This window comes from Neorhizobium galegae (assembly GCF_017877055.1).
In the GTDB taxonomy this organism is placed as follows: Bacteria; Pseudomonadota; Alphaproteobacteria; order Rhizobiales; family Rhizobiaceae; genus Neorhizobium; species Neorhizobium galegae_D.
The window spans coordinates 1151051-1175173 of sequence record NZ_JAGIPG010000002.1 but is presented as its reverse complement, the minus strand read 5'-3'; the positions used below and the strand labels follow the sequence as shown (position 1 = coordinate 1175173).

General features: G+C 62.7%; 31 protein-coding genes. 14 read left to right on the top strand and 17 right to left on the bottom strand.

Annotated features, from left to right (window positions below; genetic code table 11):
* Positions 1–87: 87 nt before the first annotated feature.
* The 3 genes from J2857_RS16105 to J2857_RS16095 form a co-directional block, all read right to left on the bottom strand.
* Complete coding sequence (locus J2857_RS16105) at positions 88–465, bottom strand: Na+/H+ antiporter subunit C (protein WP_210011110.1); 378 nt, start codon at positions 463–465, stop codon at positions 88–90.
* Complete coding sequence (locus J2857_RS16100) at positions 465–902, bottom strand: Na+/H+ antiporter subunit B (RefSeq protein WP_210011109.1); 438 nt, start codon at positions 900–902, stop codon at positions 465–467. Before J2857_RS16100 ends, J2857_RS16105 begins: the two co-directional genes overlap by 1 nt.
* A gap of 274 nt (positions 903–1176) precedes the next feature.
* On the bottom strand, positions 1177–3522 hold the full coding sequence (locus J2857_RS16095; RefSeq protein ID WP_210011108.1) for a putative monovalent cation/H+ antiporter subunit A: 2346 nt from the start codon (positions 3520–3522) through the stop codon (positions 1177–1179).
* A gap of 458 nt (positions 3523–3980) precedes the next feature.
* Here J2857_RS16095 and J2857_RS16090 point away from each other — a divergent pair, with 458 nt between their 5' ends.
* Together J2857_RS16090 and msrB are read left to right on the top strand one after the other, a co-directional pair.
* Positions 3981–4736: an SDR family oxidoreductase gene (locus tag J2857_RS16090; RefSeq protein WP_210011107.1), complete on the top strand. Its 756-nt coding sequence runs from the start codon at positions 3981–3983 to the stop codon at positions 4734–4736.
* 150 nt (positions 4737–4886) lie between these two features.
* On the top strand, positions 4887–5297 hold the full coding sequence (gene msrB / locus J2857_RS16085; RefSeq protein ID WP_210011106.1) for a peptide-methionine (R)-S-oxide reductase MsrB: 411 nt from the start codon (positions 4887–4889) through the stop codon (positions 5295–5297).
* Between the two features lie 216 nt (positions 5298–5513).
* Here msrB and J2857_RS16080 read toward each other — a convergent pair whose 3' ends face one another.
* The 4 genes from J2857_RS16080 to J2857_RS16065 all read right to left on the bottom strand — a co-directional run bounded on the left by J2857_RS16080 (position 5514) and on the right by J2857_RS16065 (position 8370).
* A complete protein-coding gene (locus tag J2857_RS16080) occupies positions 5514–6296 on the bottom strand; it encodes a hypothetical protein (protein WP_210011105.1) in 783 nt (260 codons plus the stop codon).
* Positions 6297–6448: 152 nt separating this feature from the next.
* The gene (locus J2857_RS16075; RefSeq protein ID WP_210011104.1) at positions 6449–6835 is read right to left on the bottom strand and encodes a VOC family protein; all 387 of its coding nucleotides are present in this window, start codon (positions 6833–6835) and stop codon (positions 6449–6451) included.
* A 148-nt stretch (positions 6836–6983) separates the two neighbouring features.
* Positions 6984–7853 carry an aldose 1-epimerase family protein gene (locus J2857_RS16070; RefSeq protein ID WP_210011103.1) on the bottom strand — a complete coding sequence of 290 codons (870 nt, stop codon included), beginning with the start codon at positions 7851–7853 and terminating at the stop codon, positions 6984–6986.
* 109 nt (positions 7854–7962) lie between these two features.
* Positions 7963–8370 carry a (R)-mandelonitrile lyase gene (locus J2857_RS16065; protein ID WP_210011102.1) on the bottom strand — a complete coding sequence of 136 codons (408 nt, stop codon included), beginning with the start codon at positions 8368–8370 and terminating at the stop codon, positions 7963–7965.
* A 411-nt stretch (positions 8371–8781) separates the two neighbouring features.
* On the opposite strand from J2857_RS16065, the gene J2857_RS16060 reads away from it, so the two are divergent.
* Entirely contained in the window at positions 8782–9408 is a 627-nt protein-coding gene (locus J2857_RS16060) for a DUF1062 domain-containing protein (protein WP_210011101.1), read from the top strand.
* Here J2857_RS16060 and J2857_RS16055 read toward each other — a convergent pair whose 3' ends face one another.
* Positions 9409–10335, bottom strand: coding sequence for an SDR family oxidoreductase (locus tag J2857_RS16055; protein WP_210011100.1), 927 nt, complete (start codon positions 10333–10335; stop codon positions 9409–9411). It abuts the gene before it with no gap.
* 96 nt (positions 10336–10431) lie between these two features.
* Here J2857_RS16055 and J2857_RS16050 point away from each other — a divergent pair, with 96 nt between their 5' ends.
* Positions 10432–10998 carry a TetR/AcrR family transcriptional regulator gene (locus tag J2857_RS16050; protein ID WP_210011099.1) on the top strand — a complete coding sequence of 189 codons (567 nt, stop codon included), beginning with the start codon at positions 10432–10434 and terminating at the stop codon, positions 10996–10998.
* Between the two features lie 67 nt (positions 10999–11065).
* Here the strand turns inward: J2857_RS16050 and J2857_RS16045 are convergent, their stop codons facing one another.
* Positions 11066–12028: a DMT family transporter gene (locus J2857_RS16045; RefSeq protein WP_210011098.1), complete on the bottom strand. Its 963-nt coding sequence runs from the start codon at positions 12026–12028 to the stop codon at positions 11066–11068.
* 92 nt (positions 12029–12120) lie between these two features.
* On the opposite strand from J2857_RS16045, the gene J2857_RS16040 reads away from it, so the two are divergent.
* Positions 12121–12666 (top strand): MarR family winged helix-turn-helix transcriptional regulator, encoded by a 546-nt coding sequence (locus J2857_RS16040; protein ID WP_210011097.1) that lies wholly within the window; start codon positions 12121–12123, stop codon positions 12664–12666.
* An 11-nt stretch (positions 12667–12677) separates the two neighbouring features.
* On the opposite strand, the gene J2857_RS16035 is transcribed toward J2857_RS16040, so the two are convergent.
* Entirely contained in the window at positions 12678–13562 is an 885-nt protein-coding gene (locus J2857_RS16035) for a DMT family transporter (protein WP_432420157.1), read from the bottom strand.
* Positions 13563–13806: 244 nt separating this feature from the next.
* On the opposite strand from J2857_RS16035, the gene J2857_RS16030 reads away from it, so the two are divergent.
* Positions 13807–14439: a LysE family translocator gene (locus J2857_RS16030; protein ID WP_210011095.1), complete on the top strand. Its 633-nt coding sequence runs from the start codon at positions 13807–13809 to the stop codon at positions 14437–14439.
* 3 nt (positions 14440–14442) lie between these two features.
* Here the strand turns inward: J2857_RS16030 and J2857_RS16025 are convergent, their stop codons facing one another.
* Genes J2857_RS16025 through J2857_RS16020 form a run of 3 tightly spaced genes read right to left on the bottom strand, consistent with a single transcriptional unit; the run spans position 14443 to position 15304 of the window.
* Entirely contained in the window at positions 14443–14676 is a 234-nt protein-coding gene (locus J2857_RS16025; RefSeq protein WP_245363519.1) for a type II toxin-antitoxin system RelE/ParE family toxin, read from the bottom strand.
* Positions 14645–14761 (bottom strand): ribbon-helix-helix domain-containing protein, encoded by a 117-nt coding sequence (locus tag J2857_RS30970; protein ID WP_245363378.1) that lies wholly within the window; start codon positions 14759–14761, stop codon positions 14645–14647. Before J2857_RS30970 ends, J2857_RS16025 begins: the two co-directional genes overlap by 32 nt.
* 39 nt (positions 14762–14800) lie before the next feature.
* Positions 14801–15304 (bottom strand): GNAT family N-acetyltransferase, encoded by a 504-nt coding sequence (locus J2857_RS16020; protein WP_210011093.1) that lies wholly within the window; start codon positions 15302–15304, stop codon positions 14801–14803.
* Between the two features lie 120 nt (positions 15305–15424).
* On the opposite strand from J2857_RS16020, the gene J2857_RS16015 reads away from it, so the two are divergent.
* The gene (locus J2857_RS16015) at positions 15425–15901 is read left to right on the top strand and encodes a hypothetical protein (protein ID WP_210011092.1); all 477 of its coding nucleotides are present in this window, start codon (positions 15425–15427) and stop codon (positions 15899–15901) included.
* Positions 15902–15919: 18 nt separating this feature from the next.
* Here the strand turns inward: J2857_RS16015 and trhA are convergent, their stop codons facing one another.
* The 3 genes from trhA to J2857_RS16000 all read right to left on the bottom strand — a co-directional run bounded on the left by trhA (position 15920) and on the right by J2857_RS16000 (position 17429).
* Complete coding sequence (trhA, locus tag J2857_RS16010; protein ID WP_210011091.1) at positions 15920–16585, bottom strand: PAQR family membrane homeostasis protein TrhA; 666 nt, start codon at positions 16583–16585, stop codon at positions 15920–15922.
* A gap of 86 nt (positions 16586–16671) precedes the next feature.
* Positions 16672–17004, bottom strand: coding sequence for a TraR/DksA family transcriptional regulator (locus J2857_RS16005; protein WP_210011090.1), 333 nt, complete (start codon positions 17002–17004; stop codon positions 16672–16674).
* A gap of 14 nt (positions 17005–17018) precedes the next feature.
* A complete protein-coding gene (locus tag J2857_RS16000) occupies positions 17019–17429 on the bottom strand; it encodes a universal stress protein (RefSeq protein ID WP_210011089.1) in 411 nt (136 codons plus the stop codon).
* 196 nt (positions 17430–17625) lie between these two features.
* On the opposite strand from J2857_RS16000, the gene J2857_RS15995 reads away from it, so the two are divergent.
* Both J2857_RS15995 and J2857_RS15990 read left to right on the top strand, forming a co-directional pair.
* Positions 17626–18489: a VOC family protein gene (locus J2857_RS15995; protein WP_210011088.1), complete on the top strand. Its 864-nt coding sequence runs from the start codon at positions 17626–17628 to the stop codon at positions 18487–18489.
* A 99-nt stretch (positions 18490–18588) separates the two neighbouring features.
* Entirely contained in the window at positions 18589–19743 is a 1155-nt protein-coding gene (locus J2857_RS15990; protein WP_373426726.1) for an AI-2E family transporter, read from the top strand.
* A 58-nt stretch (positions 19744–19801) separates the two neighbouring features.
* On the opposite strand, the gene J2857_RS15985 is transcribed toward J2857_RS15990, so the two are convergent.
* The gene (locus tag J2857_RS15985; protein ID WP_152564390.1) at positions 19802–20194 is read right to left on the bottom strand and encodes a DUF930 domain-containing protein; all 393 of its coding nucleotides are present in this window, start codon (positions 20192–20194) and stop codon (positions 19802–19804) included.
* A 118-nt stretch (positions 20195–20312) separates the two neighbouring features.
* Here J2857_RS15985 and J2857_RS15980 point away from each other — a divergent pair, with 118 nt between their 5' ends.
* The 5 genes from J2857_RS15980 to J2857_RS15960 all read left to right on the top strand — a co-directional run bounded on the left by J2857_RS15980 (position 20313) and on the right by J2857_RS15960 (position 24117).
* A complete protein-coding gene (locus J2857_RS15980) occupies positions 20313–20555 on the top strand; it encodes a type II toxin-antitoxin system HicA family toxin (protein WP_210011086.1) in 243 nt (80 codons plus the stop codon).
* The gene (locus J2857_RS15975) at positions 20552–20773 is read left to right on the top strand and encodes a type II toxin-antitoxin system HicB family antitoxin (RefSeq protein WP_210011085.1); all 222 of its coding nucleotides are present in this window, start codon (positions 20552–20554) and stop codon (positions 20771–20773) included. Before J2857_RS15980 ends, J2857_RS15975 begins: the two co-directional genes overlap by 4 nt.
* An 82-nt stretch (positions 20774–20855) precedes the next feature.
* On the top strand, positions 20856–22964 hold the full coding sequence (locus J2857_RS15970) for a S9 family peptidase (protein ID WP_210011084.1): 2109 nt from the start codon (positions 20856–20858) through the stop codon (positions 22962–22964).
* A gap of 92 nt (positions 22965–23056) precedes the next feature.
* Positions 23057–23569: a DUF1697 domain-containing protein gene (locus J2857_RS15965; protein WP_210011083.1), complete on the top strand. Its 513-nt coding sequence runs from the start codon at positions 23057–23059 to the stop codon at positions 23567–23569.
* A gap of 8 nt (positions 23570–23577) precedes the next feature.
* Positions 23578–24117 (top strand): hypothetical protein, encoded by a 540-nt coding sequence (locus tag J2857_RS15960; RefSeq protein ID WP_210011082.1) that lies wholly within the window; start codon positions 23578–23580, stop codon positions 24115–24117.
* Positions 24118–24123: the final 6 nt, after the last annotated feature.

Here is a 24123-nt window from a genome sequence, read left to right as displayed (position 1 = left end):
CGGCTTCGGTGGCCGGAAAAAACGCCGCGGCCTCGATAGCCGACAGGGCAGACGTGGGTATCAGGCTGAAAACTCAACACCATGCCCTCAATACCCCACAGGCGGGAGTTGCTCGTTGCGCGGTTCGGCGAGCCGCATCTCGTCGGTATCGTCCGTGCCGAGCTCCTGGTAGGCGCGGTAGGTCAGGACCAGGAGGAAGGCGAAGAAGGAAAACGAGATCACGATGGCCGTCAGGATCAGCGCCTGGGGCAGAGGATTGGCGGCGCCTGGCGACAGCGTGTCCATGCCGGCCGGGATGATCGGCGGCACTTCGCGCGTCAGCCTGCCGGCGGTGAAGAGCAGCAGGTTGACCGCATTGCCGAGCAGTACCACGCCGAGCAGGATGCGCACGGTGGATTTCGACAGGACGAGATAGATGGCGCCCGTAAAGAACAGGCCGATGAGGATCGAAAACAGCGCCTCCATCAGTTTTCTCCCTCCGCGTCGGAGCCCGGCTCCTGTTCGAGCGCGAGCGCGATCGAGGTGATTGCCCCGACCACGACCAGGTAGACGCCGATATCGAAGGACATCACGGTCGAGAGCGGCAGCTCGACCTCGAAAATGACCGGATAAATCCAGAGCCCGGTCATGAACGGCACGCCGAGGACGATGGAGAGCAGGCCGGAGAGGGTGGCGAGCAGCAGGCCGAAGCCGGCGATCGCCATCGGATGGAACCGGATCGCGCGGCGTACCGAAGGGACGCCGAAGGCGATGCCGTAGATCGCCAGCGCCGAGGCCGCGATCAGCCCGCCGATGAACCCGCCCCCCGGCTCGTTATGGCCGCGCAGCAGGACGAAGACGGAGAACAGCAGCATCAACGCGGTGAGAGAGGGGGCGACGGTACGCAGTATGAGCGTGTTCATGGATGAGCACCTCGCAGGTTGGTTGCCGCCGCCTCGTGGAGGTTGATCAAGGACCGCTCCCCTTGCAGCTCGAACCTCGCCAGCCCTCCTCTGTCCTGCCGGACATCTCCCCCTCGGATGGGGAGATCACAAGTGGCACGGTCCCTGTTCATCCAAAAATGTCGTGCGGAAGGTAACACCAAACCGGATGCGGTGAGCGACCTCCCAGCCGATCTCCCCTCCTGAGGGGGAGATGCCCGGCAGGGCAGAGGGGGGTGCGCCGAGGCGAAGGCCATCACTTCCCCTCCCCCGAACTGGCGCGTCTGCCCGCCCTCACCCGGATCAGCGCCAGGACAGCGAGCGCAGTGACCATCACCACCGCGATCTCGCCCAGTGTATCCGTGCCGCGGAAGTCGACGATGATGACGTTGACGACGTTGGCGCCGTGGGCGACGGTCTTGGAATAGGTGTTGAAGAAACCGGTGAGCAGGGTATCGAACGGCGTCTCAGTCGATTTCAGAAGGAGCAGCGTGAAGCCGAGGCCACATGCGACCGCGATCGTGCCGTCGAAGAGCGTCTGTCCGAGAGGCCGATGATCCCGGGGGGACAGCCGCAGCCGGGTCATGACCAGCGCCAGGATGACGACCGACAGCGTCTCAACCATGAACTGGGTGAACGACAGGTCCGGCGCGCCGAACAGCAGGAAGATGACGGCGACGGCAAAACCCTGGATGCCGAGGGAAACGATCGCCGTCAGCCGGTCTTTTGCGCGCAGCACGGAAACAAGGCCGATCACCGCTATCAGGAAGAACGCCGCTTCCTGAACCAGCAGGTCTTCCGGCCAGGCGGGCATTTTGGGCAACTCGCCGAACACGAAGGGCGGGACAAGCAGCGTCACCGCCAGCAGGAGGAAGGTTGCGGTGATGTAGATTTCCAGCCGTCCCGGCTGGACGAGACGGGTGACGACGCCTGAGAGCCGCACCATGCCGGAGACGAAATGATCGAAGCCGCGGTCCGGACCGGGGCCGAGACTTTCCACCGCCCGCACCATGAAGGCCCGCAGTTCCGTCAGCCGCCAGAAGGCGAGCGCCCCGAGCATTAACGTGATTACCGACAGAAGCAGCGGCACGCCGAGGTGCGGCATGCTCGAAATGTCGACGACGGTCTTCTTGTCGGTGATCGCGCTTGCCATCGGCGAGGAGACGTAGCGGTGTGCGGTGCCGGAAAAGATCGCGGCAAGCAGGCCGAGCACCGAGAGGGCTGCCGGGCCTAGCCAGAGCGTCACCGGTCCCTCATGGGCAGGTTTGGGCGTCTCGACATGGGGGCCGAGGAACGGTTTCAGCGCAACGGCGAAGGCAATCGCGACCATCAGCGCATTGCCGATCACCGCCAGGCCGGTGAAGAACACGGCGCGCGGATTGCCGGCGGCGAGCGCGGCATAGATCTCCTCCTTGGCGAGGAAACCGAAAAACAGCGGCAGGCCGCCCATGGAGAGCGCCGCCAGCAGGGCCGCGCCGAAGGTGACCGGCATGGCGGCACGCAGGCCGCCGAGCTTGGTGACATCCCGGGTGCCGGCCTCATGATCCACCGTGCCGGCGACCATGAACAGGGCGCCCTTGAACAGCGAATGAGCAACGAGATAGAGCACCGCCGCCTCCACCGCATGGGCCGAGCCGAAGCCGGTCAGCATGACCAGGAGACCGAGCGAGGCCATGGTCGTATAGGCGAGCATCAGCTTCAGGTCCGTCTGGCGAACGGCGAGGAAGGTGCCGGCAATCAGCGTGATACCGCCGAAGAAGGGCAGCAGGATGACCCAGGCGGGCGTTTGCCCCATGACCGGGTTCAGCCGCATCAGCAGATAGACGCCGGCCTTCACCATGGTCGCCGAATGCAGATAGGCCGAAACCGGGGTCGGTGCTTCCATGGCGTTGGGCAGCCAGAAATGGAACGGAAACTGCGCCGACTTGGTGAAGGCGCCGGCGAGCACCAGCAGCAGGGTTGCGAGATAGAACGGGCTCTGACGCAGCCCGTCGCCCAGGTGCACGAGGAGCGAAAGCTGGGTGACGCCGGTGATGTTCCAGAGGAAGACCAGGCCGGCGAGCAGGCAGAGCCCCCCGCCGCCGGTGACCACCAGCGCCTGAAGCGCCGCACGCCGGGCCGCCTCCCTCTCGTGATCGAAGCCGATCAGCAGGAAGGAGGTGATCGAGGTCAGTTCCCAATAGACGAACAGCATCAGAAAGCTGTCGGAGACGACGAGGCCGAGCATCGCGCCCATGAAGGCGAGGATGAAGGCCATGAAGCGTCCCTGCCCCTCGTGACCCTTCATGTAGCCGCCGGAATAGAGGACGATCAGCGTGCCGATCCCGGTGATCAGAAGCGCGAAGGTGAGCGACAGGCCATCGAGGAACCAGGAGAAGGAGAGGTTGAAGCTCGGCGCCCAGGCATATCCCCCGGTCACCACCTCGCCGGCGGCGATTTCAGGCAGGAAGGTGCAGAAATGCGCGAAGGCGAGCGCCGGCGCCAGCGCCAGAACCCAGGCGGCCCTGTCGCCCAGACGACGAGTGAGGAAGGGCGCCAGAACGGAAGCGACGAAGGGAAGGAAGAGCGCAAAGAACGTCAACGCCGGCGCATTGGCAGCCATGTCATCTCCACGCTTCAGAAGCCCCACACCGCCCGACCGTTCGGAGGCACGTGATTTTCTATGGGAAACGGGGGCCCGCCTCAAGCAGAACCGGACGAAACACACAGAAACGCGACTTTCCGGGAATTTGACGGCAAGGGCTGCCAACGCTTGGGGGCAGCTTCGCGCGATGAGCGGTCATTGCCTGGACGGGCCGTTGACCACCAAGCAAAGGTCGACTAGGAATCAACCCGCGCCGGTCCGCGACCGTCGCCGTAGGCGTTACCGTTATCCAACGCGTCCTTTGTCAAGAAGGTCCCAGCAGGGAAAACTTGGCTCCAAAGGTACGCGGTAGAGATTTTGCTTCGTAATCTGCAGCCCTGTCTTCATCGTCCGCTCCGGGCGGGGTGAAGCATTGCACTGCATTCCTGACGATCATGCCGTGGCCTTTCCCTAAAACACCTTGGAAGGGTTCACAAATGAAAATGACCGACAATACCGTCCTGATAACCGGAGGCACGAGCGGCATTGGCCGCGCGCTCGCCGAAGCGTTTCATGACCGCGGCAACCGCGTCATCATCACCGGGCGGCGGCAAAATATGCTCGGCGAGATTACCCGTGCACGGCCCGGCATCACAGGGTTCCATCTCGATCTGGATGACGCCGGTTCCCTCGCATCCATGGCAAGCGCAGTGCACGATCGATTTCCCCGCCTGAACGTGCTTATCGCCAATGCGGGTATTTCCCGCATAGAGGACATGACGGCCGAGGATTGGGATACCGCCGACGCGGAGGCGATGGTACAGACCAATATCATCGGCGTGTTGCGCGTCGTCGGCGCCTTTCTGCCGCTCCTGAAGCAGCAGCCGGCATCGACCGTCATGGCAACGAGTTCGGCGCTGGCTTTCCTGCCTCGCGCCGATTTCCCTACCTATTGCGCTACCAAGTCCTTTCTGCATTCGTGGCTGACATCACTACGTCACCAATTGCGCAGGACGTCGGTCGATGTGCTCGAATTGTCGCCGCCCTACGTGCAGACCGAACTGACCGGTGCCGCGCAGGCCGCAGACCCCCGCGCGATGTCCCTGGCCACCTATACCTCCGAGGTGATGACGATGCTCGAACGGGGCTGCCACCCCCGCGGCGAACTTCTACTCGAACGCGATCACGCGCGCCGCTGGGCCGAACGGGACGGTACCTATGACAGCATCTTCGCTGCCATGAACCCTGCTTGAACAAAGGGATGAAATCCGCCGGCCATGAAGGCGAAATCATTCATGGCCGGTTTGGGCCGTAAGCGGTCATGCCGGCATCTGCTCTCTCACCGTGGACTTTTCCTCCGCCGCCTCGATGCCTATCTATGGGGAAACGAAAGGAACCTTGCGATGTCCGATGTCATCACCCCGAAAATCCAGAAGACCGATGCAGAATGGCGCGCGCTCTTGACGCCTGAGCAGTACCGCATCCTGCGGCAGGCCGGCACCGAACGCGCCTTTACCGGCCCCTTCTGGAACAGCCATGAAAAGGGTCTCTACAGCTGCGCCGCCTGCCACGAGCCGCTGTTCGTCTCCGACACCAAGTTCGATTCCGGCTGCGGCTGGCCGAGCTATTTCGAGGCGGTGAATCCGGAGGCGATCATCGAAATCCGCGACACCTCGCATGGCATGGTGCGCACCGAAGTCCGCTGCAGCAATTGCGGCGGCCATCTCGGCCACGTCTTCCCGGACGGCCCGCCGCCGACCGGCCTGCGCTACTGCATCAACGGCCATGCGATGGATTTCGAGGCGATGAAGTAAGGGCGGGGGCTACCGGCTCCTGGCTGAAAATGTAGAATACTCCTGGCACAGAAGTCGGTCGCATGATTTCGAATTTTGCGAGCGACTTTTGCGACAGACGCTAAGTGATTCTTTCAGCGCCCCGGATCTTGCTGCTAAACTTGGGCGCCCCACCTTCATATAGATCGAGAGTGACAGTAGCCGTCCGGATCCTGCCTCGTTTCAGCATCCGGGAACTTAAGCCGTCATCCCCTGCTGTCGAGACAGATATTCCGCCCGTTTTTGTTCGGTCTCCGCATAATTCTCGATCATGCGGTCGATCTGTGCGGACAAGGGGGCGTTCTTCATGCCTTCGTAGTCGATCGTGATCGTCGGTCCTTCGAATGGCGGCATGGCATTATACTGCCTCTGCGTCATCGCGGTGGATGCCTTGACGATCCGGCCGCCCAGCAATTCGGCGATCTTCTCGGCCCTGAATTGCGCACTTGCCGGACCGCCGGGGACATTGGCCTCGCCGGCCAAACCGTCCTTGAGCAGTTTGCTGACGCGCTCGCCCAGCGCGTCGCTTGCCGTCGTCACGACACCCTGATTGTCGATGGTCGCGACGACCCTGCCGGCGATGGTAATCGTCGCATAGGTCTTCATGCGCGGATCGTTCGAATAATCCGGGAAGGTCCGTTCGGTATACTGGCTTTCGAGGTACTTCTTGTTCGCCTCTATGCCGTTCCGCGTTACCTCCATGAATTGCTGGTACTGATCTTCCGGCAATTCGGCAACGTTGATCGCCTTGAGGTTCGAACGGTCGAGAACGATCGCGTTGACGACCTTGCCCATGAAGCTGATCGTCGCCGTCGAAGCGCCGCTGTCGGTGGCGGCCGAAGCCTTGCCGGCCCGGCTCCCCGATCCCTGATCCGCGACGGCGTCCCCATAGGGATCGTCGGCCTTGGCAAGACCGGCGCCATTGGAACCGGCATGTCGAGTGGCGGCGTTATAATAGGATGTGGATGCAATAGTGGTCATGATTATTCTCCTCGAAAATATTCAACGAAGAGAAGCACCCGAGCCTTGCGCCAATCTTGAGCTGCAGCCTCATGGCATTCGCCTTTGGCAGGAGACGGCTGAGTATCGCCAAATCCCGGTCAGGGCGATCGTTTTACGACTGAATTTTGCGATCAATAATCCTCGCTGATCTCCAGCCAGTAGCCGTCAGGATCCTGCAGGTAGATCGACCGCACGCCATCGGCACGCGTGTAGATCCTGCCCTCGTTTCTCGCCAGATCCCCATATCTGGTGCCGGTTGCGGCGATGTGGGCGACCGTGCCGTCGAGGTCGGTCACGGCGATGCAGAGATGCGTCGACATGGTGACGTAGGTGTGGCCGAAATCGCCTTCGATCAGGTGGATCGACTGGTCGTCGCCGATGCCGAACCAGCGGATGTTCGGCTTGCGTGCCTTGCACTCGATTTCCGGCAGGCGCAGGACCTTCTGATAGAAATCAGCACTGCGGGTGAGATCGCGGACCATGATGGACAGGTGGTTTATGCGAAGCGACGCGGCCATGCTCTCCCCCCAGCTCTCGCGGGACCGCCTGAAGTCAGGTCGGGTCCTTGTCGTAGACAATGATCCCGAGCGGCAGTTGCACCCGGGAATGCCGGTGGCAACCATAGACCGAATGTGGGGCTGCGGGAAGCCGGGATAGCCCTGAACGCTAGACCGGCAATTCCACCGTGAAGGCGAAGCGGGCCTTTTGCCCAGCCGCAAGGACCATGCCGTAAGGACGTTTCGCCAGGTCGTCCGAACCTCCGAGTTCGGCCGCCGTGCCGTGCCAGGGCTCGATGCAGATGAAGGGGGCGCCGGGTTTCTGCCAGAGCGCCAGGTTCGGCAGGTTCTCGAAGGAAAATTTCAGGGCGGGGCCACCGTCGGCGGCATAGGTCAGCCCCTCACCCGCCCCTTCCGGGAAGATCATGGCATCCGCTTCGAACATCGCATGGTCGAGCGTCAGGCTGCCAGCCTTGAAGGGAGAGGCAAGTTTTTCCGGCTTTACCAGACCGCCTTCGAGCCGGGTAAGAGCCGGTTCGGCGCCGTTGTCGAGGGTGATGGTGTGGGCCTTGCCCACCGCACCGGGGATCGGCCAGACGAAGGCCGGGTGGAAGCCGAGGCCGAAGGGCATCGGTTTCTGAGCGCGGTTCTCGACTTCGGCCGCGACCGTCAGCGTGCGGCCATCGAGCGAGTGCTCGACTGCCAGCAGGAATTCGAACGGATAGACGGCGCGCGTCGCATCCGAGGCGGCGAGCTCGTAGCGGCACATGGTCCCGCTCGACGCGGCGAGCGTAAATTCGCTGCGGCGGGCAAAACCGTGCTGGCCCATCTCGTAAGACTTGCCGTCGACGCTGATGCGGTTTTCCGGCGCCTTGCCGACCATCGGAAACAGAACCGGGGAGCGGCCGTTCCAGAAGGCGGCATCGCCGCTCCACAGGAAGGAGCGGCCGTCGGCCGCAGTCAGCGCCTGCATCTCGGAACCGAGCGAGGAGACGTCGGCGGTCAGATAGTGGTTGGAAATACGGGTAATGTCTGACATGGCGGCTCCTCTCGGCTGAATGATCCCAAGCTTCCGCCACAAGGATTGCCATTCGATGACCAAAGCGCGGTCCGGATCCCCGAGGCCGAAAATTTAAACGGCGCGAACCTCAGTCCTGCACAATCTCGCTCGAATATTGCAGGTTGGTGACGGGTCCCAGCCACTCCGCCGTGCTGCCGTTCAGCGCTTCCTGGATAGCGATATGGGTCATGGCGGTGGTCGCCGAGGCGCCGTGCCAGTGTTTTTCGCCGGGCGGGAACCAGATCACGTCGCCGGGCCGGATGGCCCGTACCTTCTCGCCCCAGACCTGCGCCAAGCCGGCGCCGGCCGTGACGATCAGCGTCTGGCCGAGCGGATGGGTGTGCCAGTCGGTACGGGCGCCGGGTTCGAAGGTGACCGAAAGGGCGCGGACCCGGGCCGGCTCCGGCGCCTCGACGATCGGATCCAACCGGACGGTGCCGGTGAAATATTGTGGCGGAGCCTGCGAAGGCCGCGATCCGCTGCGTTTGATGTCCATGGTTCGATCCTCGCTGAACGACTGGTTTCGCTTCATATAGGTCAGAACGGCATATAGATCAGAACAGACCGGCGCGACGTCCAAAAAATCTTGACTTCGATTTTGGCATGATTATCCCTTTCCGTCGAAGAGCGTCCGCCTTTGAGGTTCAGTTTGCCCAAGTAATCCCCGGTCTCGACAGGTTCACCCTCCCATTCGGAAGAGCGATGGCGCTTGTCCGCGTGGGAACACTGTTCATCGGGTGGCGGCTTGAGACCGGTTTGGCATTGATCGTGCCAGTGCGGCCTCCGTCGCCCTGCTTCCGACGCTCCCTTCCCACAGTCCGGACCTTCGCCACGCCGTGCGCGCCCCAAGAGGGCTTCTTGAGTGCCGTTTCCCGCATGAACTTCCTGACCGGAAGATCAAAACGGCATGTGCGACATCCTCCATCTCGAATGGACTGCAACCCCTAAAACTCCACCCCGGCCGATCCTTGCCTGCAGCGGCTGCGGGGTATCGAGACCATTCCGTTCCAGCGGCCGCATCCGCCTCAACGCCAATGGCAAGCGGCTCGATGCGTGGCTCATCTACAAATGCCTCTATTGCGACGGTACCTGGAACCGGCCGATCTTCGAGCGGCAAAATGTCCGGGCGATCGATCCTGCAGTGCTCGAGGCGATGCAGGCGAGCACGCCGGACTTCGTTTCCCGCATCGAATTCGACGCGCAGGCGCTGAAAGCCCGGGCGAGCCGCATCGAGGAAAGCGACGGCATCGACATGCGCAGGACGATACTGCGCTGCGACGCCGATTGGCGGCGGATCGCGATCACTCTCGCCCAGCCCTACCCGACCGGCCTGCGGCTCGACAGGCTGCTGGCGGCGGAATTGCCGCTCTCGCGCAGCCGGTTGCAGGTGCTTTTCGAGACGGGCGAGATCCGCGTCGCGCCGGAGCGGAAGGATGCCTTGAAACGCGCCATCCGCGACGGCACCCTGATCACGCTCGACCTGCGCGACGAGGCCGAGCGGATTGCGACCGGGAGAGCGGCGATGGGTGGCTGATCAGCGATAGCCGGCGGCGTCGGCCGGCTTGCCAGGCTCCTGAACCTCTTTCATGTAGCGCCAGCAATCCGGCCGCGAACCGTCTATGTCATCGAACTCGTAGACCTTGGCGAGACCGCCGCTCGACAGCGACTGGCCGTTCCAGCGTGCCCGGTCCGGATCGGCGGCAAGGGCTGCCACGGCCCGTCCGATGAAGCGCGGGGTTTCGGAAATGCAGAAATGCGGCTGGGCGACGAGCGCGTCCCGCCAGTTCTCCTCGGTCACCTGATAGATATCGAGCATCATTTCGGAGCGCAGCCAGCCGGGTGTGATCGACACGGAGGTGCTGCCGACCTTTTCCAGATCCTTGCCATGCGCCCAGGCGAGCCGGGTGATCGCGGTCTTGCAAAGATCGTAGAAGGGCGAGAGGCGGTAGTGTTCGGCATTGTATTCGGCTGTGCCGTCGGTGACCTCGACCAGCAGGCCGCCCGGCTTTTCGACCATCAGCTTCAGGGCATGATGAGCGGTGATCAGATGCGTGTCGATCGCCAGACGCAGCATGCGCAGGCCCTTTTCGAGGTCGTGCTCCCAGACCGGTTTGTCCCACTCGAAAAGTCGCTCTCCGCCCCAGATGTCGTTGACGAGGATGTCGAGCCCGCCCTGCTCGTGACGGATGCGCCCGACGAGGGCTGCGACATCCTCCGAAACGAGATGATCGAGCGGCACCGCGACGCCCGTGCCGCCAGCCTCCGTCACCAGGTCGGCGGTGTCCTCGATCGTCTCCGGCCGGGCGTATTCCGACTGCTTCTGCCGCGTCGTGCGGCCGGTGACATAAACCGTGGCTCCGGCCGCGCCGAGCTCCACCGCGATACCCCGCCCGGCACCGCGCGTCGCTCCCGCCACAAGCGCGATTTTCCCCTCCAGCGGCGTTTTGCACACGTGCGACATGACGGCTCCTTCCCTTCCGGTTCGGTATGGTTAGAACTGGCTTTCCAAATGGAGGCAATATATAAACGTTTATTCGTTTATAATACGAGAGACAAGATGGCGCGACCAAAAACCATGCCGGACAACGACGTACTGGCGGCAGCGCTGAAGATGATGCACGAAAAAGGCCCGGAGGCGCTGACCTTCGCGTCGCTTGCGGCCGCCTGCGGCCTTTCCGGCTCGACGCTGGTGCAGCGCTTCAGGAACAAGGAAGAACTCGCGCGCGCCGCCCTGCTGTTTGCCTGGGACGATCTCGATGCCAAGACGGAAGCGGCGATCGCTGCCGCGCCGAAAACGCCGCAAGGTGCCGTGGACATTCTCGTCGCGCTTTCCGGTGACTATGGCGGCATCGACGCCTATGCCGAGGGCCTGCTGATGTTGCGGGAGGATTTTCGCGATCCGCGCCTGCGTGCCCGCGGCAGCGCCTGGGGCAAGGTCATCTCCAGCGCGATCACCGCCTGTTTTGCAGCGACGCCCGGCACGCCGGACAATATCGGCATGCTGATGGCCTCGCAGTGGCAGGGCTGTCTTCTCTGGTGGGGGTTCAATCCCATGGGGCCGATCGATGCGCATGTGCGCAGGAGCCTGGAAGCGTTTGTCGCATCGGTGCTGCCGAGGCAATGAAAAGGCCCGGGATGCCGGGCCTTTCGTCAAACTCCTGGGCTCGGGCTCACTGGCTCAGGCTACCTGCTCAGGCGATCCTGCCGCTGCGGTGCGGGCGAAGGACGGCGGCAAGCCTGCCGCGGGCGCTGACAAGAATTTCCGTCTTCAGCGACACGATCGCGACACCGGCAAGCACGATCGCGGTCGCGATGATCTCTCTGAGGCTAACCGGTTCGCCCAGCAGGACAAAACCGAGGACGATCGTCCAGGGCGGCAGGAAATAGCCGTTCATCGAACCGATGGTCGGGCCTGCCTTCTTGAGGATGTTCATATAGAGAACGATCGGCAGGGCCGTGCCGAACACGCCGAGGACGAGAAGCAGCGGCAGGTTGTCGAGCGCCGGAGAGAAGGCCGAAAAACCACCGAGAGTGATCATCACGGCAAAGGTCGGCAGGCCGGAAAACAGCTGCTGCCCCAGCGCCAGCCGGACCGGCTGAGCACCTGGAATGCCACGCACATAAAGATTGCCGAGCGCATAGCTGACCGCGACGATGGCCACGGCGCCGACGCCGCGGAGGCTGACGCTGTCGGCACCGAACGCTGCCGGACCGATGAGCAGGACCATGCCGCCGAAGCCGGTTGCAAGCCCCAGCGCCACTTTCGGCGTCAGCCGTTCGCTCGCAAACAACGCCTGCGCCAGAACCGCGACGACGAGCGGCGTAGCGGCCTGGATCATCGAGGTCAGGCCCGCCGAAATTTCCGTCAGTGCATAGGCCGTCAGGCTGTTCGGCACGACGCCCTGCAGGAAACCAAGGACGACCCAGTCGCGCATTTCCCGTCCGCGCGGGAGAATGTTGTGGCCAGAGACGATCATCCAGACCGCGATCAGGCTGCCGCCCATCAGCCCTCTCACCGCCGTCAGGGCCAGCGGCGACAGCGCCGTGCCCGCCACCTTGAGCAGAATGAAGGCGCCTCCCCACAGGAAGGAACAGGCAAGCATCTGCACGATCAGCGGAATTTCAAAAAGCTTTCTTGCGGCGATCGAAGGCATGGTCGGTTCCTCACCTATTTATCTTCATGTGAAGATATTTGCTCCCAATTTATCTTCATGTCAAGATAGTTTCATCGAGACGGAGAATCGGAATGACGGAAGAACGAAAGATGCAGGATCACATCGATCGGGCGCGAGGCCAGTGGGCCAAACAATTGCCGGATCTCGATACGGGGCCGATGGAGATTCTCGGCCGCATCTACCGCGTGTCGCGGCTGGTGACGCCGTCGATCGAGGCGACATTCGCCTCCTTCCAGCTCGACCGCGGGGAATTCGACGTTGTGGCGACCCTTCTGCGCGCCGGGCCGCCCCATCGGCTGACGCCGACGGAGCTCTACCGGTCGCTGATGATCGCCTCCGGCAGCCTCACCCACCGGCTGGGCCGGCTGGAAAAGGCCGGCCTGATCAAGCGCGTGCCATCCGACAACGACGGCCGCAGCCTGGCGGTGCAGCTGACGGACGAAGGCGCCGGGCGGGCGGAGGCTGCGTTCCGGCAGGACATGGCGAGCGAGGCGGAAGCCATCGCGGGCTTCGATCCGGAAAAGAAGGCACAGCTTGCCGGCCTGCTGCGGGAACTGAACCTCGCCGTCGAGGCCCATCTATCCCGCCAGACGCCCGGCGAGCCAACGCAGGATTGATGGCCACGACATCACGCCGCAGCTAACTTTCGCCGCGCCGGCAGGGTCATGGCGGCAACCCCCGCGACAACACAGACGAGACCGGCCCATGCGCTCGAATTCAGGCTTTCGCCAAGGAAAACGGCGCCGATCGCCACCCCGACCGGCACGCGCAGATAGGCCTGCGACGTCGCGCCGACCGAACCGAGCGTCTGCATCAGCCGGAAATAGATGACGAAGGCGAGCGCAGTCGAAAAGATCGAGAGCGCCACCAACGCAAGGATCGAACCCAACGAAGGCGCGAGCGTCCAGGGCTTGTCGATGATGAGGCTTGCCGGGATGAGCAGTGCGGCGCCACAGACGAGCGAGCCCGCCGCCGGCATGATCGGGTCGAGACCCTTGAAGTTCCTGCCGAAAATCGCAGCACCCGCATAACAAACGGTCGCCAGCACGATTGCGAGCTGGGCCATCAGTCCCTCGCCGAGGCCCGACAGCGCCTGCACGCCGATGACGAGGCAGATGCCGATGAGCCCGGCGCCGACGCCGAACAGTTTTCGCACCGTCACCGGTTCGTGGCGGGTGATCAGCGCGGTGATCAGAAAGGCGAAGATCGGCGTGGTGGAATTGAGGATCGCGGCCAGTCCCGCATCGGTTGATTGTTCCGCCCAGGCGATCAGCGTGAAAGGAACGGCGCTGTTGAGGCAGGCCTGGAACAGGAAGCGTGCCCAGGTGGCCGCATCGCGGGGCAGTTTCAGGCCGCGCCAGCCGATGACGGCCAGCAGCGCCATTCCGGCAATAAGTGTGCGCAGCGCGATCAGCGTGACCGGGGGGATGGTCTCGACGCCGATCTTGATGAAGGTATAGGAGGCTCCCCAGAGCGTCGAAAGCGCCAGGAGCAGCGCGAGTTCTTTCGTCATATTCGGGGTGCTCGGCATGAGGTCGGCCTGGCTGTTCGCGTTTCGATGCGCTCGTTCTAGGTGAACGCGGCGGACGAATGCTTCGGCGCCGGTCGAAGTGTTTCGAAACTTTCGGGGATCGGCTGGAAGTCGTTCGCGCCATCTATGGCGATGAAGATGCCGGCTCGAAAGACCGTGCCGAGTGACTTGCAGCCGGAGGCCGCCTGCGGCAATGATGCCGGTGCTTCACTTGAAGGAACAAGATATGCCCTCGACCGAGCTGTTTCTCGCCTTCCTCGCCACCACAGCGGTGTTCGCCTACATCCCCGGCCCGGCCATGCTCTATGCCGCGGCTCAGACGCTGGCGCGCGGGCGGTGGTCGGGCCTGATGGCCTCGCTCGGCATCCATATCGGCGGTTATGCGCATGTGTTTGCCGCTGCGGCCGGGCTTTCGGTGCTCTTCCATGCGGTGCCGATGCTCTACCTGGTCGTGAAGCTCGCGGGGGCGGCCTATCTCGTCTGGCTCGGCATCTCGCTGTTTCGCGCCAGGGCGGCGGGCGATGTCGAGCTTCCGGAGATCGCCCAGAAATCCGGCCGGCGGGCGTTTTTCGAGAGCATCACGGTCGAGGTGCTGAACCCGAAGACGGCGATCTTCTTCCTTGCCTTCCTGCCGCAGTTCATCGATGCGTCCGCGGCCTTCCCCATCTGGCTGCAGTTCGTCATCCTCGGGACGATCGTCAACCTGATGTTCTCCTCGGCCGATATCGTCTGCGTGCTGCTGGCCGGCGCGGTGATCACCCGGCTGAAGCGATCGAGCGGCGCGCAACGGCTGATGCAGAGGGCCGGTGGGGCGCTGCTGGTGGGGCTCGGCGCGCATCTGGCGCTGCAGCGGAGCTGAGGATCATCCGTCGGGGAAGAGAATGGCTTCGTAGTCCTGGGCGCCGTTGAGAATGTGCAGGATGTAAATCCGTTCATCCAGAACGTGGTGGAAGATCAGGTGGTTGCCATGGGGTATTCGGCGGATTTTGCTCTGCTCATGTCCGGGCAAAAGCGGATATCGGAGGGAACGCAGCCTCAAGCTCCACGCGTCGCCGTTCCTTGATCTACAGCAGCCGGAGGCCTTCCCGCAGGACATCGTCACGCGAATCGTAACGTCCGGCATTCACCAATTCATCGACATAGTCTTCGAGATGTCTTCCGAGATTGTCGTCGCTGGCCATGGCAATGTTCCTCCGCGGGGCCGATGGCCGTTGTCAAAGTCACCCCGTAACCTTGAGCTCCATGCAGGTCAGATCCAGCCAGCGGCCGAACTTGGTGCCGACCTCGGAAAACGTGCCTGCGGTGCGGAAGCCCAGCTTCTCGTGGAGGCCGATCGAGGCGGTGTTTCCGGCCTCGATGCAGGCGACCATGACGTGGATGCCGTTCGAGGCGGCGCGGGTTATCAGCTCCTGCATCAGCAGCCCGCCGATGCCGCCGCCGCGGAAATCGCGGTGGACGTAGACGGAGTGCTCGACCGTGTGGCGGAAACCGTCGAAGGCGCGCCAGTCGCCGTAGGAGGCGTAACCTGCGACCTTGCCGCCGGCATCCGCCACCAGAACCGGAAAGCCGCGCGACTTGCGGGCGGAGAACCATTCTCTGCGGTTCTGGAGATCGACCAGAGCCTCGTTCCAGATCGCCGTCGTGTTGGCGACCGCGTCGTTGTAGATCTCCATGATGACAGGGAGATCGGCTTCGGTGGCGTCGCGGATAAGGGGTTCGGTCATGTTGCATCGTCCATCATGATGTTATTTCGTCCACTATAACAGACGCAGGCGCGGCGAGTCCAGATTGTTGGCATGCGTCTCTTCTGATAGCCTCACCGGGGCGAGTGCGGGAGGGGCGGAATGCGGTATTTGCTGATGGTTATGGCATGGCTGATCGTCGTGTCCCCGGTGTCCGCTGCCGAATGGCAGAGCTACAGCAATGCCCGCTTCGGTTATCGCGTCGAGGTGCCGCCGGGTTTCAAGATGGGACCTGCGCCGGACAATGACGACGGGCGGACGTTCACCGGTGCCAATGGCGACCGCATCCTCGTCTTCGGCACCAACCTTATCGACATCGCCTTCGAGGGCGAAGCCTCGAACCGCATCGTGCAGGCGATCGACGACGGCTGGCAGATTTCCTATTCGCGGGTCGAGATGGATTGGACGAGCTATTCGGGGGCCAGGGGAAACCGCGTTCTATATGTGCGCGGAGTGCAGCTCTGCAACGAGGCGGCGGCCTTCGTGATGCTCGAATACCGCAGCCAAGACCTCAAGGCCTACGACGTGATCGTCAAGCGCATGGTCGCCAGCCTGAAACCGGTCGGCTGCGCCAGGTAGCCCACGGGCAGGCGACAGTCAGAAACCGCCGGAGAGGCTGAAGCAGGTCATCACCGCGCCGTAGTGGACGGCGGCGGCGGCGACCACGAAACCGTGCCAGATGGCGTTCTGGAAACGCAGCCGCTCCCAGACGTGGAAGATCACGCCCAGCGAATAAATGAAGCCGCCGATGACGATCAGCCAGATGGTGACGGGGGGCAGATATTGCGAAATCGACCCGGCCACCATCACGCCGCTCCAGCCCATGGCGAGATAGAGAAGGATGGCCAGCTTGTCGTAACGGCCGGGAAACAGGCATTTCAGCGTAATGCCGAAGATGGCGGTCGCCCAGATCGCCAGGAGCATGGCGAATATCCACGGGTCGTGCGCGCCGCGCTGCAGAAAGGGCGTGTAGGTGGCGGCTATCAGGATGAAGATCGCCGAATGGTCGAGCCGCCGCAGCACCCATTTGGTGCGCGAGTGAGGCCAGATATTGTAGGTGAACGAGATCGACAGGCAGATGATCAGACCGAGCCCGTAGATCCAGGCGGCGGCGATCTCGCCGTGGCTGGACCAGACGGTGGCGTAGAAGATCAGGGCGGTGGCGCCGACCAGCGCAAACACGATACCGACGCCGTGGATGATGCCATCCGCGACGATCTCGTGAAAATCGTACTTGCGCCCGAAATTGACGAACTCGTTCATCCGACCTTCCGCCTTCCTCGGTCTTAAGAATGAGCATGGCCAGGGCGGAAGGCAAGAGAGGGAGGATTCACATTCCGTTTCCCGCGTTAAACTTCGTCCGACACCTCGCCGGCGCAGGTCTGACAAAGCGGGGTGTGCGGCACGGCATCCAGGCGCTTTTCAGCGATCGGCTGGCCGCATCTGGCGCAAATTCCGAACGTGCCGGCGGCAATGCGGTGAAGTGCCGCATCGACTGCCGCAAGCTCCCGTTCGCCGGTTTCGCCGAACTCTTCCAGCACCTCGTCATTGTTGCGTTCGACGGCGCGGTCGTCGTCGTCAGGATTGCGGGGCGTGACGAAATCCTCTTCGATGCGCCTCAGGCGGTTTTCCAGCTCCGCCTTTCTCGCCCTCAGAATACTGTCATATCTTGCCGTATCCATGGATCCGTTCCTTCTCAGCGGTCGACGAGGACCGAGCACGTGGCGTGGCGCACGACGCGGTCGGCGGTGGCGCCGATCAGATAGTTCGACAGGTCCGGGATATGCGAGGCGACGATGATCAGATCCGCGTCCTGATCCACCGAGGCTGCCAGGATTTCTCGCGCCGGCGAGCCCTGGCGGATCTCGATATCGGCCTCGATGCCGGCCTTCTGGCGAAGCTCGACGAGCTGCCGTTCGGCATCCTGACGGGCTGCCACGATCAGATCGACGGTCAGGTCGGAGACGAGATAAGCGGGCATGTCCTCGACCACGTTGACGATCAGGATCGTGCCGTCCTTGTCGAGCAGGTTCGAGGCGGTGAGCAGGATGCGCTCGCCCTTTTCCAAGGCGGAGACATCCACTGCGACGATGATCTTCTTGTACATGCAACCTCCTTCATGCTTTTCGTTTATTGTAGCTCTGGCTGTTCCCACCCGCCTTGATCAAGGTCAAGTCGCCTCTTGATCGTCTACATTCTGGAGACGATCAATCGCCGTTTTGCGCTCTATCGTGAACGATGGCTGTGGGCCATATAGGTTGCAACAGGGTGTTTCAGCCGCCCGACGCCCGAAAGGATTTGATATGTCCGATGTAACGCAGCCTTTTGCCCTGACCCGTCCCGCCCATGTCCGCGGCGCGCATCTTGTTGTCGGCGACCTCGCCCTGGTTTCCGGTTTCTACCAGAACATCATCGGCCTGAAGGTTATCGAAAAGAGCCCGAGCGGCGAGGTGCTGGGCGTCGATGGACTGCCGCTCCTGACGCTTTCGACCGGCAACAACGTGACCCGCGCGCCGCGCAATGCCGCCGGCCTGTTCCACACCGCCTTCCTGGTCCCCAACCGGCAGGAACTCGCCCATTGGCTTGCCCATGCGGCTCGCAACAACGTCAGGCTGGACGGCGCGTCCGACCACCTGGTCAGCGAGGCGATCTATCTCTCCGACCCCGAGGGCAACGGCATCGAGATCTATCGCGACCGCACACCGCAGGAATGGGCCTACCAGCCGGACGGCACGGTCGCCATGGCGACCGAACGCCTGAACCTGCAGGAACTCTACAGCAGCGCGCCGAAGCAGGCTTTCGACGGCATGGCGGACGGCACGGCCGTCGGCCACATCCACCTGCAGGTCGGCGATATCCCGCAGGCCGACGCCTTCTATCGCGACGTGCTGGGCCTGAAGATCATGGCGCGCTATCCGGGCGCCAGCTTCTTTGCGACCGGCGACTACCACCACCATATCGCGGCCAATATCTGGAACAGCCGCGGCGCCCGAGTGCGCGAAGACAATATGACCGGGCTTTCGGATTACACGGTGCGCTTCAACGACAAGGCGGCGCTGGATACGGCGCTGACGGCGCTCGATACCCAGGAGATCGCCACGACGAAGACAGCCGAAGGCTGGTCGCTCAAGGATCCCTGGGGCATCGGCCTGACGCTCGCCGCCTGAGCCTGATCCACCCCGTTTTGCGGACAAGCGGCGCCCCGGAACCGGAGCGCCGCTTTTGCGTTAAGAGGCATCACGGGGACCTCTGGACATATGGCGATCATGAGCGCGCGCAACGGCAGCAAGCCGAAAAGACATCCGATCGGCCTGGCCGCACAACCCCGAGGCGAAACGGCCTTGCGTCCCGAGGATATCGAATCGACCGAGAACCTGCCGCTTGGACGCGAAGCGCTCGACGTGGCGATGGCCTGGGCGGTGATCGGCATTTTCGCGATCGTGTTCCTCTCGCTGGTCCATTACATGTCGCTGATCCTGATCCCGGTCACGCTCGCGGTCGTCGTCGGACTGATCCTCGGGCTCGTCGCGGATCGGCTGAGCCAGGCCGGCGTGCCGCGCTTCGGCATCGCTCTCATCCTGTCGACGCTCGTCTTCGCGGTCCTGTTCCTGATCGCCAATTCGCTCGCCGAGCCGGTCGCGACGCTGCTGCGGGAAGGTCCGAGTTTCATCGAGCGGACCATCAACCGCATCAAGCCCTTCCTCGAAAGCCAGCAGTGGATCAACGTCTCGCCCGCGACCTTCGAGACCGGGCCGATGTCGATGCAGTCGCTGATCGAAAATTCCGGCAATATTCTCGGCATCGTCACCGCCAACCTGACGCCGGCGATCATCCAGGGGATGATCTTCTTTGCGGCCCTGCTGCTGTTTCTCTACGGCCGGGTGCGGCTGCGGCGCACGATCATCCTCGCCTTTCCGACACGCCGGCAGAGGCTGATGGCAATCCGGGTGCTCAATTCGATCGACGAGGTGCTCGGCTATTATTTCGCGACGGCCAGCCTCCTCTATCTGGGGCTCGGCGTGGTGATGACGCTGATTGCCTATTTCGGCGGGCTTTCCATGCCAGTGCTCTGGGGTATGTTCGCCTTCGTTTCGAGCTTCATTCCCTTCCTCGGCATCACACTGATGACGATCTCGGTGGCGATTGCCGGCATTCTCACCCATGACGCCCTGCTCCTCGGCCTCATTCCGGCGATCATCTTCTTCACCGTGCATCTCGCCATGGAAAACCTGCTCTTCCCGGCGATCATGGGCCGGCAATGGGAGATCAATCCCTTCATCGTGTTCATCGCCATCCTGTTCTGGACCTGGATGTGGGGAGCGGTGGGCGCCATGCTCGCCCTGCCCCTTTCGCTGATCATGATGACCGTGCTCAACGAGCTCTTCCCGGACCGCAAGACCGTGCCCAACCTGCCGGGATGACGGCAGCGCATCGGGTTATTTCAGTCTCGGCGATACGACCGAAGGCCGAACGGAGCGCTCATTCGTAGAGGTAATACTTGTCCCACTCTTCCCTCGGGACCTTCGAGCCGATCTTGTAGTCGAAGGACATGACTTTCAGCCCTTCGTCACCGGTCTCGCATCTGTATTTGAGCCGATACCAGTCGCCGGCGCTGCGGAACACAGCCCCCGGCGCCCGAATGGCATTGCCGGCCTCGATCGGATCGCCGAACGTATAGGCAATCACCTTGTCCGGCTTGAACTCGCCCTTGTTGTCCTGCTTGATGCGATCCATCGCCTCGATATCGCAGCGCTGCTCGCGCCGTTCATCCGGGGCTAGCGCGTCGAGCTGCCTCACGATTCGGGCATCCAGCGCATGGGCCGGCAGGGCGGAAACGAGGGCGAGCGCTGCGAGCGACCAGGTTTTCATCATGTCATTTCCCATCCAATATGGCTCGGAGCGCGGGAAACTATGAGATGGTTACGCGATTGACCACCTACCAGAACGGGAAATAGGATGATGTGATCGGGTGGCGTAGTGGGGCAGAGAGGTGAGCAAGCGTCTGGAACAAACGCGCGCCAACCCGCGAGCGGACTGGCGAATTGAAGAGATTGCGGCAGTCTGCGAGGAGTTCGGTATTTCCTGTGCATTGCCGCGATCCGGAAGCTCTCACTACAAGGTCAGCCATCCTATGATGCGCGAAATCCTGACCGTGCCTTTCAAACGACCGATCAAGCCAGTATACATTCGAAAACTTGTGCAATTTATCGACGCTGTGAGGACTTTCTCATGAGTCCATTACGATATCCCGTTCTGGTCTCTCCGCTTTCTGCCGAAGATGGCGGCGGTTTCCTGGCGACCGTGCCGGATCTTCCAGGCTGCATGAGCGATGGCGAGACGCCGCAAGAAGCCCTTTCCAACGTCCAGGATGCGATCGAAAGCTGGATCGAGGCGGCGCGGGACATGGGGCGCGACATTCCCCAACCTTCATTGCAGGCCGCCCTCGGCTAAGCATTCCGGAAGCAACCCGCTTGCCTCGCGCGCAAGCGCCCCCTATCTCTGGCACTCCTCGCATCACAACCGGAGTGCTTCCTTGGCCACCTCCCGCCCATCGCCTTTCGCCAATCTTCCCGCCGCCCCCGTTGCGGCCAGGAAGCCGGTTTCCGATACCCGCCACGGCATTACCCGCACCGACGACTATGCCTGGTTCCGGGCCGACAACTGGCAGGCGATGTTCAAGGATCCATCGATCCTCGACCCCGAGATCCGCAAGCATCTGGAGGCCGAGAACGCCTATATGGAAGCGGCCATGGGCGACACGGCCGAGCTGCAGAAGGTGCTGTTTGCCGAGATGCGCGGCCGCATCAAGGAAGACGACAGCTCCGTGCCGATGAAGGACGGGCCGTTCGCCTACGGCACGCTGTTCGTGACCGGCGGCGAGCAGCCGCATTATTTCCGCACCCCTCGCGGCGGCGGGGATAAACAACTCCTCCTCGACGGCGACAAGGAAGCCGTCGGCAAGGACTATTTCCGTCTTTCCGGCATCGACCACACGAGCGACCATTCCCGCGGCATCTGGGGTTACGACGACAAGGGCTCGGAATATTTCACGCTGCGCATCCGTGACCTTGCGACCGGCGAGGATCTGGCCGACGTGATCGAGAATACCGGTGGTGGCGGCGTCTGGGCCCCTGATGGCAAGAGCTTCTTCTATACGCTGCAGGACGAGAACCACCGGCCCTCGAAAGTCTTCCACCACATCGTCGGCCAGCCGCAGTCGGAAGACCGACTGGTCTACGAGGAAGAGGATCCGGGCTTCTTCATGGGCGTCGGCGGCTCGCTGCTCGACGACTTCATCTATATCGACATCCACGACCACGAGACGTCGGAATACCGGCTGCTCTCGACCAAGGACCTGACGGCCGAGCCGGCTCTCGTCGCCGAGCGCGAGGAAGGCATCGAATATTCGATGACCGAGGGCGGCGACGTCTTCTATATCCTCACCAATGACGGCGATGCGAAGGATTTCAAGATCATGCAGGCTCCGGTGACGGCGCCGGGCAAGGAGAACTGGACCGAGGTCGTGCCGCACGAGCCCGGCCGGCTGATCATCAGCCACATGGCGTTCGCCCGTTATCTGCTATGGCTGCAACGCAAGGACGGGCTGCCGCAGATCATCATCCGCGACCGGACGACCGGCGAGGAACATGCGATCGCGTTTGCCGAAGAGGCCTATTCGCTGGGGCTTCAGGGTGCCGCAGAATACGACAGCGACGTGATCCGTTTTTCCTATTCGTCGATGACGACGCCCAGCCAGCTTTACGACTACGACATGACGACCCGCGAGCGGGTTCTCCTGAAGACCCAGGAAGTGCCCTCGGGCCACAATCCCGACGACTACGTTACCCGCCGGGTGATGGCGCCGGCGCATGACGGCGAACTGGTGCCGGTCTCATTGCTCTACCGAAAAGATACGCCGCTCGATGGGTCTGCGCCCTGCTTGCTCTATGGCTACGGCGCCTACGGGATCACCATTCCGGCCGGGTTCTCGACCAACAACCTGTCGCTCGCCGACCGCGGCTTCGTTTATGCCATCGCCCATATCCGCGGCGGCAAGGACAAGGGATTTGCCTGGTACGAAAACGGCAAGATGGAGCACAAGGAAAACACCTTCAAGGACTTCATCGCCGCCGCCGACCATCTGGTGGCCCAGGGCTTCACCTCCTATGAGAACATCATCGCCGAGGGCGGTTCGGCGGGCGGCATGCTGATGGGCGGCATCGCCAACATGGCGCCGGAGAAATTCGCCGGCATCATCGCGGCCGTTCCCTTCGTCGACGTGCTCAACACCATGCTCGACGACACGCTGCCGCTCACCCCGCCCGAATGGCCGGAATGGGGCAACCCGATCGACAGCCCCGAAGAATACCAGTGGATCGCCGCCTACTCGCCTTACGACAATGTCGCGGCGAAACCCTATCCGCCAATCCTCGCCATCTCAGGCCTCACCGACCCGCGCGTCACCTACTGGGAGCCGACCAAATGGGTCGCCAAGGTCCGCGAATTCTCGACCGGCACCGCGCCGATCCTCTTGAAGACCAACATGGCCGCCGGCCATGGCGGCAAGTCGGGGCGTTTCCAGCGGCTGGAGGAGATCGCGTTCGAATATGCGTTTGCGATCAAGGTGGCGGGGAAGGGGTAAGGGGCCTTATCTAACGGAGAGGCCGTGCCGTCCTTCGAAGCACGCCCGGCAACACCGGAACATAAGATGGGCTGGCCTTTGGGAGATAAGGAATGACCGTCTACATTGCCCTGCTTCGCGCAGTGAACGTCGCCGGCACCGCGCTCCAGATGACTGAACTCAAGTCCATCTGCGAAACCCTCGGCTTCACCGACGTGAAGACCTACATCCAGAGCGGCAATGTGCTGTTCCGGACCGACGAGGCCGAGGCCAAGGTCGCCGACAGGCTCGACGACGCTCTCGGCCAAAAATTCGGCAAGAAGCCGGGCGTGATGGTGCGCTCGACGGAAGAGCTGGAGGCAATTGCCGAAAACGCGCCCTTCCCCGAGGCGAAGCCGAATTTTCTGCTCGTGCATTTCCTGCCCGAGAAGGCATCGAACGATGCGCTCGACAAGATGGTGGCGCCGGATGGCGAGGAGGCGGTCGTCGCCGGGCGCGAGATCTATGTCCATTATCCGATCGGCTCGGGCAAATCGAAGCTGAAGCTGCCGGCGCTGAAACCCGGCACGTCGCGTAATCTCAACACCGTGCGCAAGCTCGCCGAAATGGCACGGGCGATGGAATAGGCGAACGGATGGCGGGCATCATCATTCCGATCGTCTGCTACGCCGTGATCATCTTTGTCCTGGGCGCGGCCGGCTGGTCCGTCTGGCGACAGCGGAGGACCAAGCAATCCGGCTGGCCGCCCTACCCTTTGATCAATGCGAGCGAGGAAGAGATGAACCGGCGGCGGGCGGAGGTGCGCGACAGGCTTTCGCACAAGGCGCTCGGGGCCGAGCGGATGCGTCTGGTGTGGGAAAAGCTGCAGCAGGCCAGGATCGGCGAAGGGCTGATCCACGAATTCCACCGCGACTTCTGCGGCCACGGCCTGATCCGCACCGAGACCGGCGTCACTCTCTGCGGCATCCAGGACGGCTTTCATCCGGGACAGGCCATCGCCACCTGGGCAAGCGAAGAGGAGTTCGTCACCTTCTTCTCCCGCCAGAGCGACTTTACGCTCAGCGGCTGGGACCCCGCCGAACCGGTCTTCTACACGCAGGACACATGGTACCGACAGAACCAGCGGCTCACGCAGGCGATATTCGACGGTTTTCTCCGCGACCGGAACGGATAAGGAACG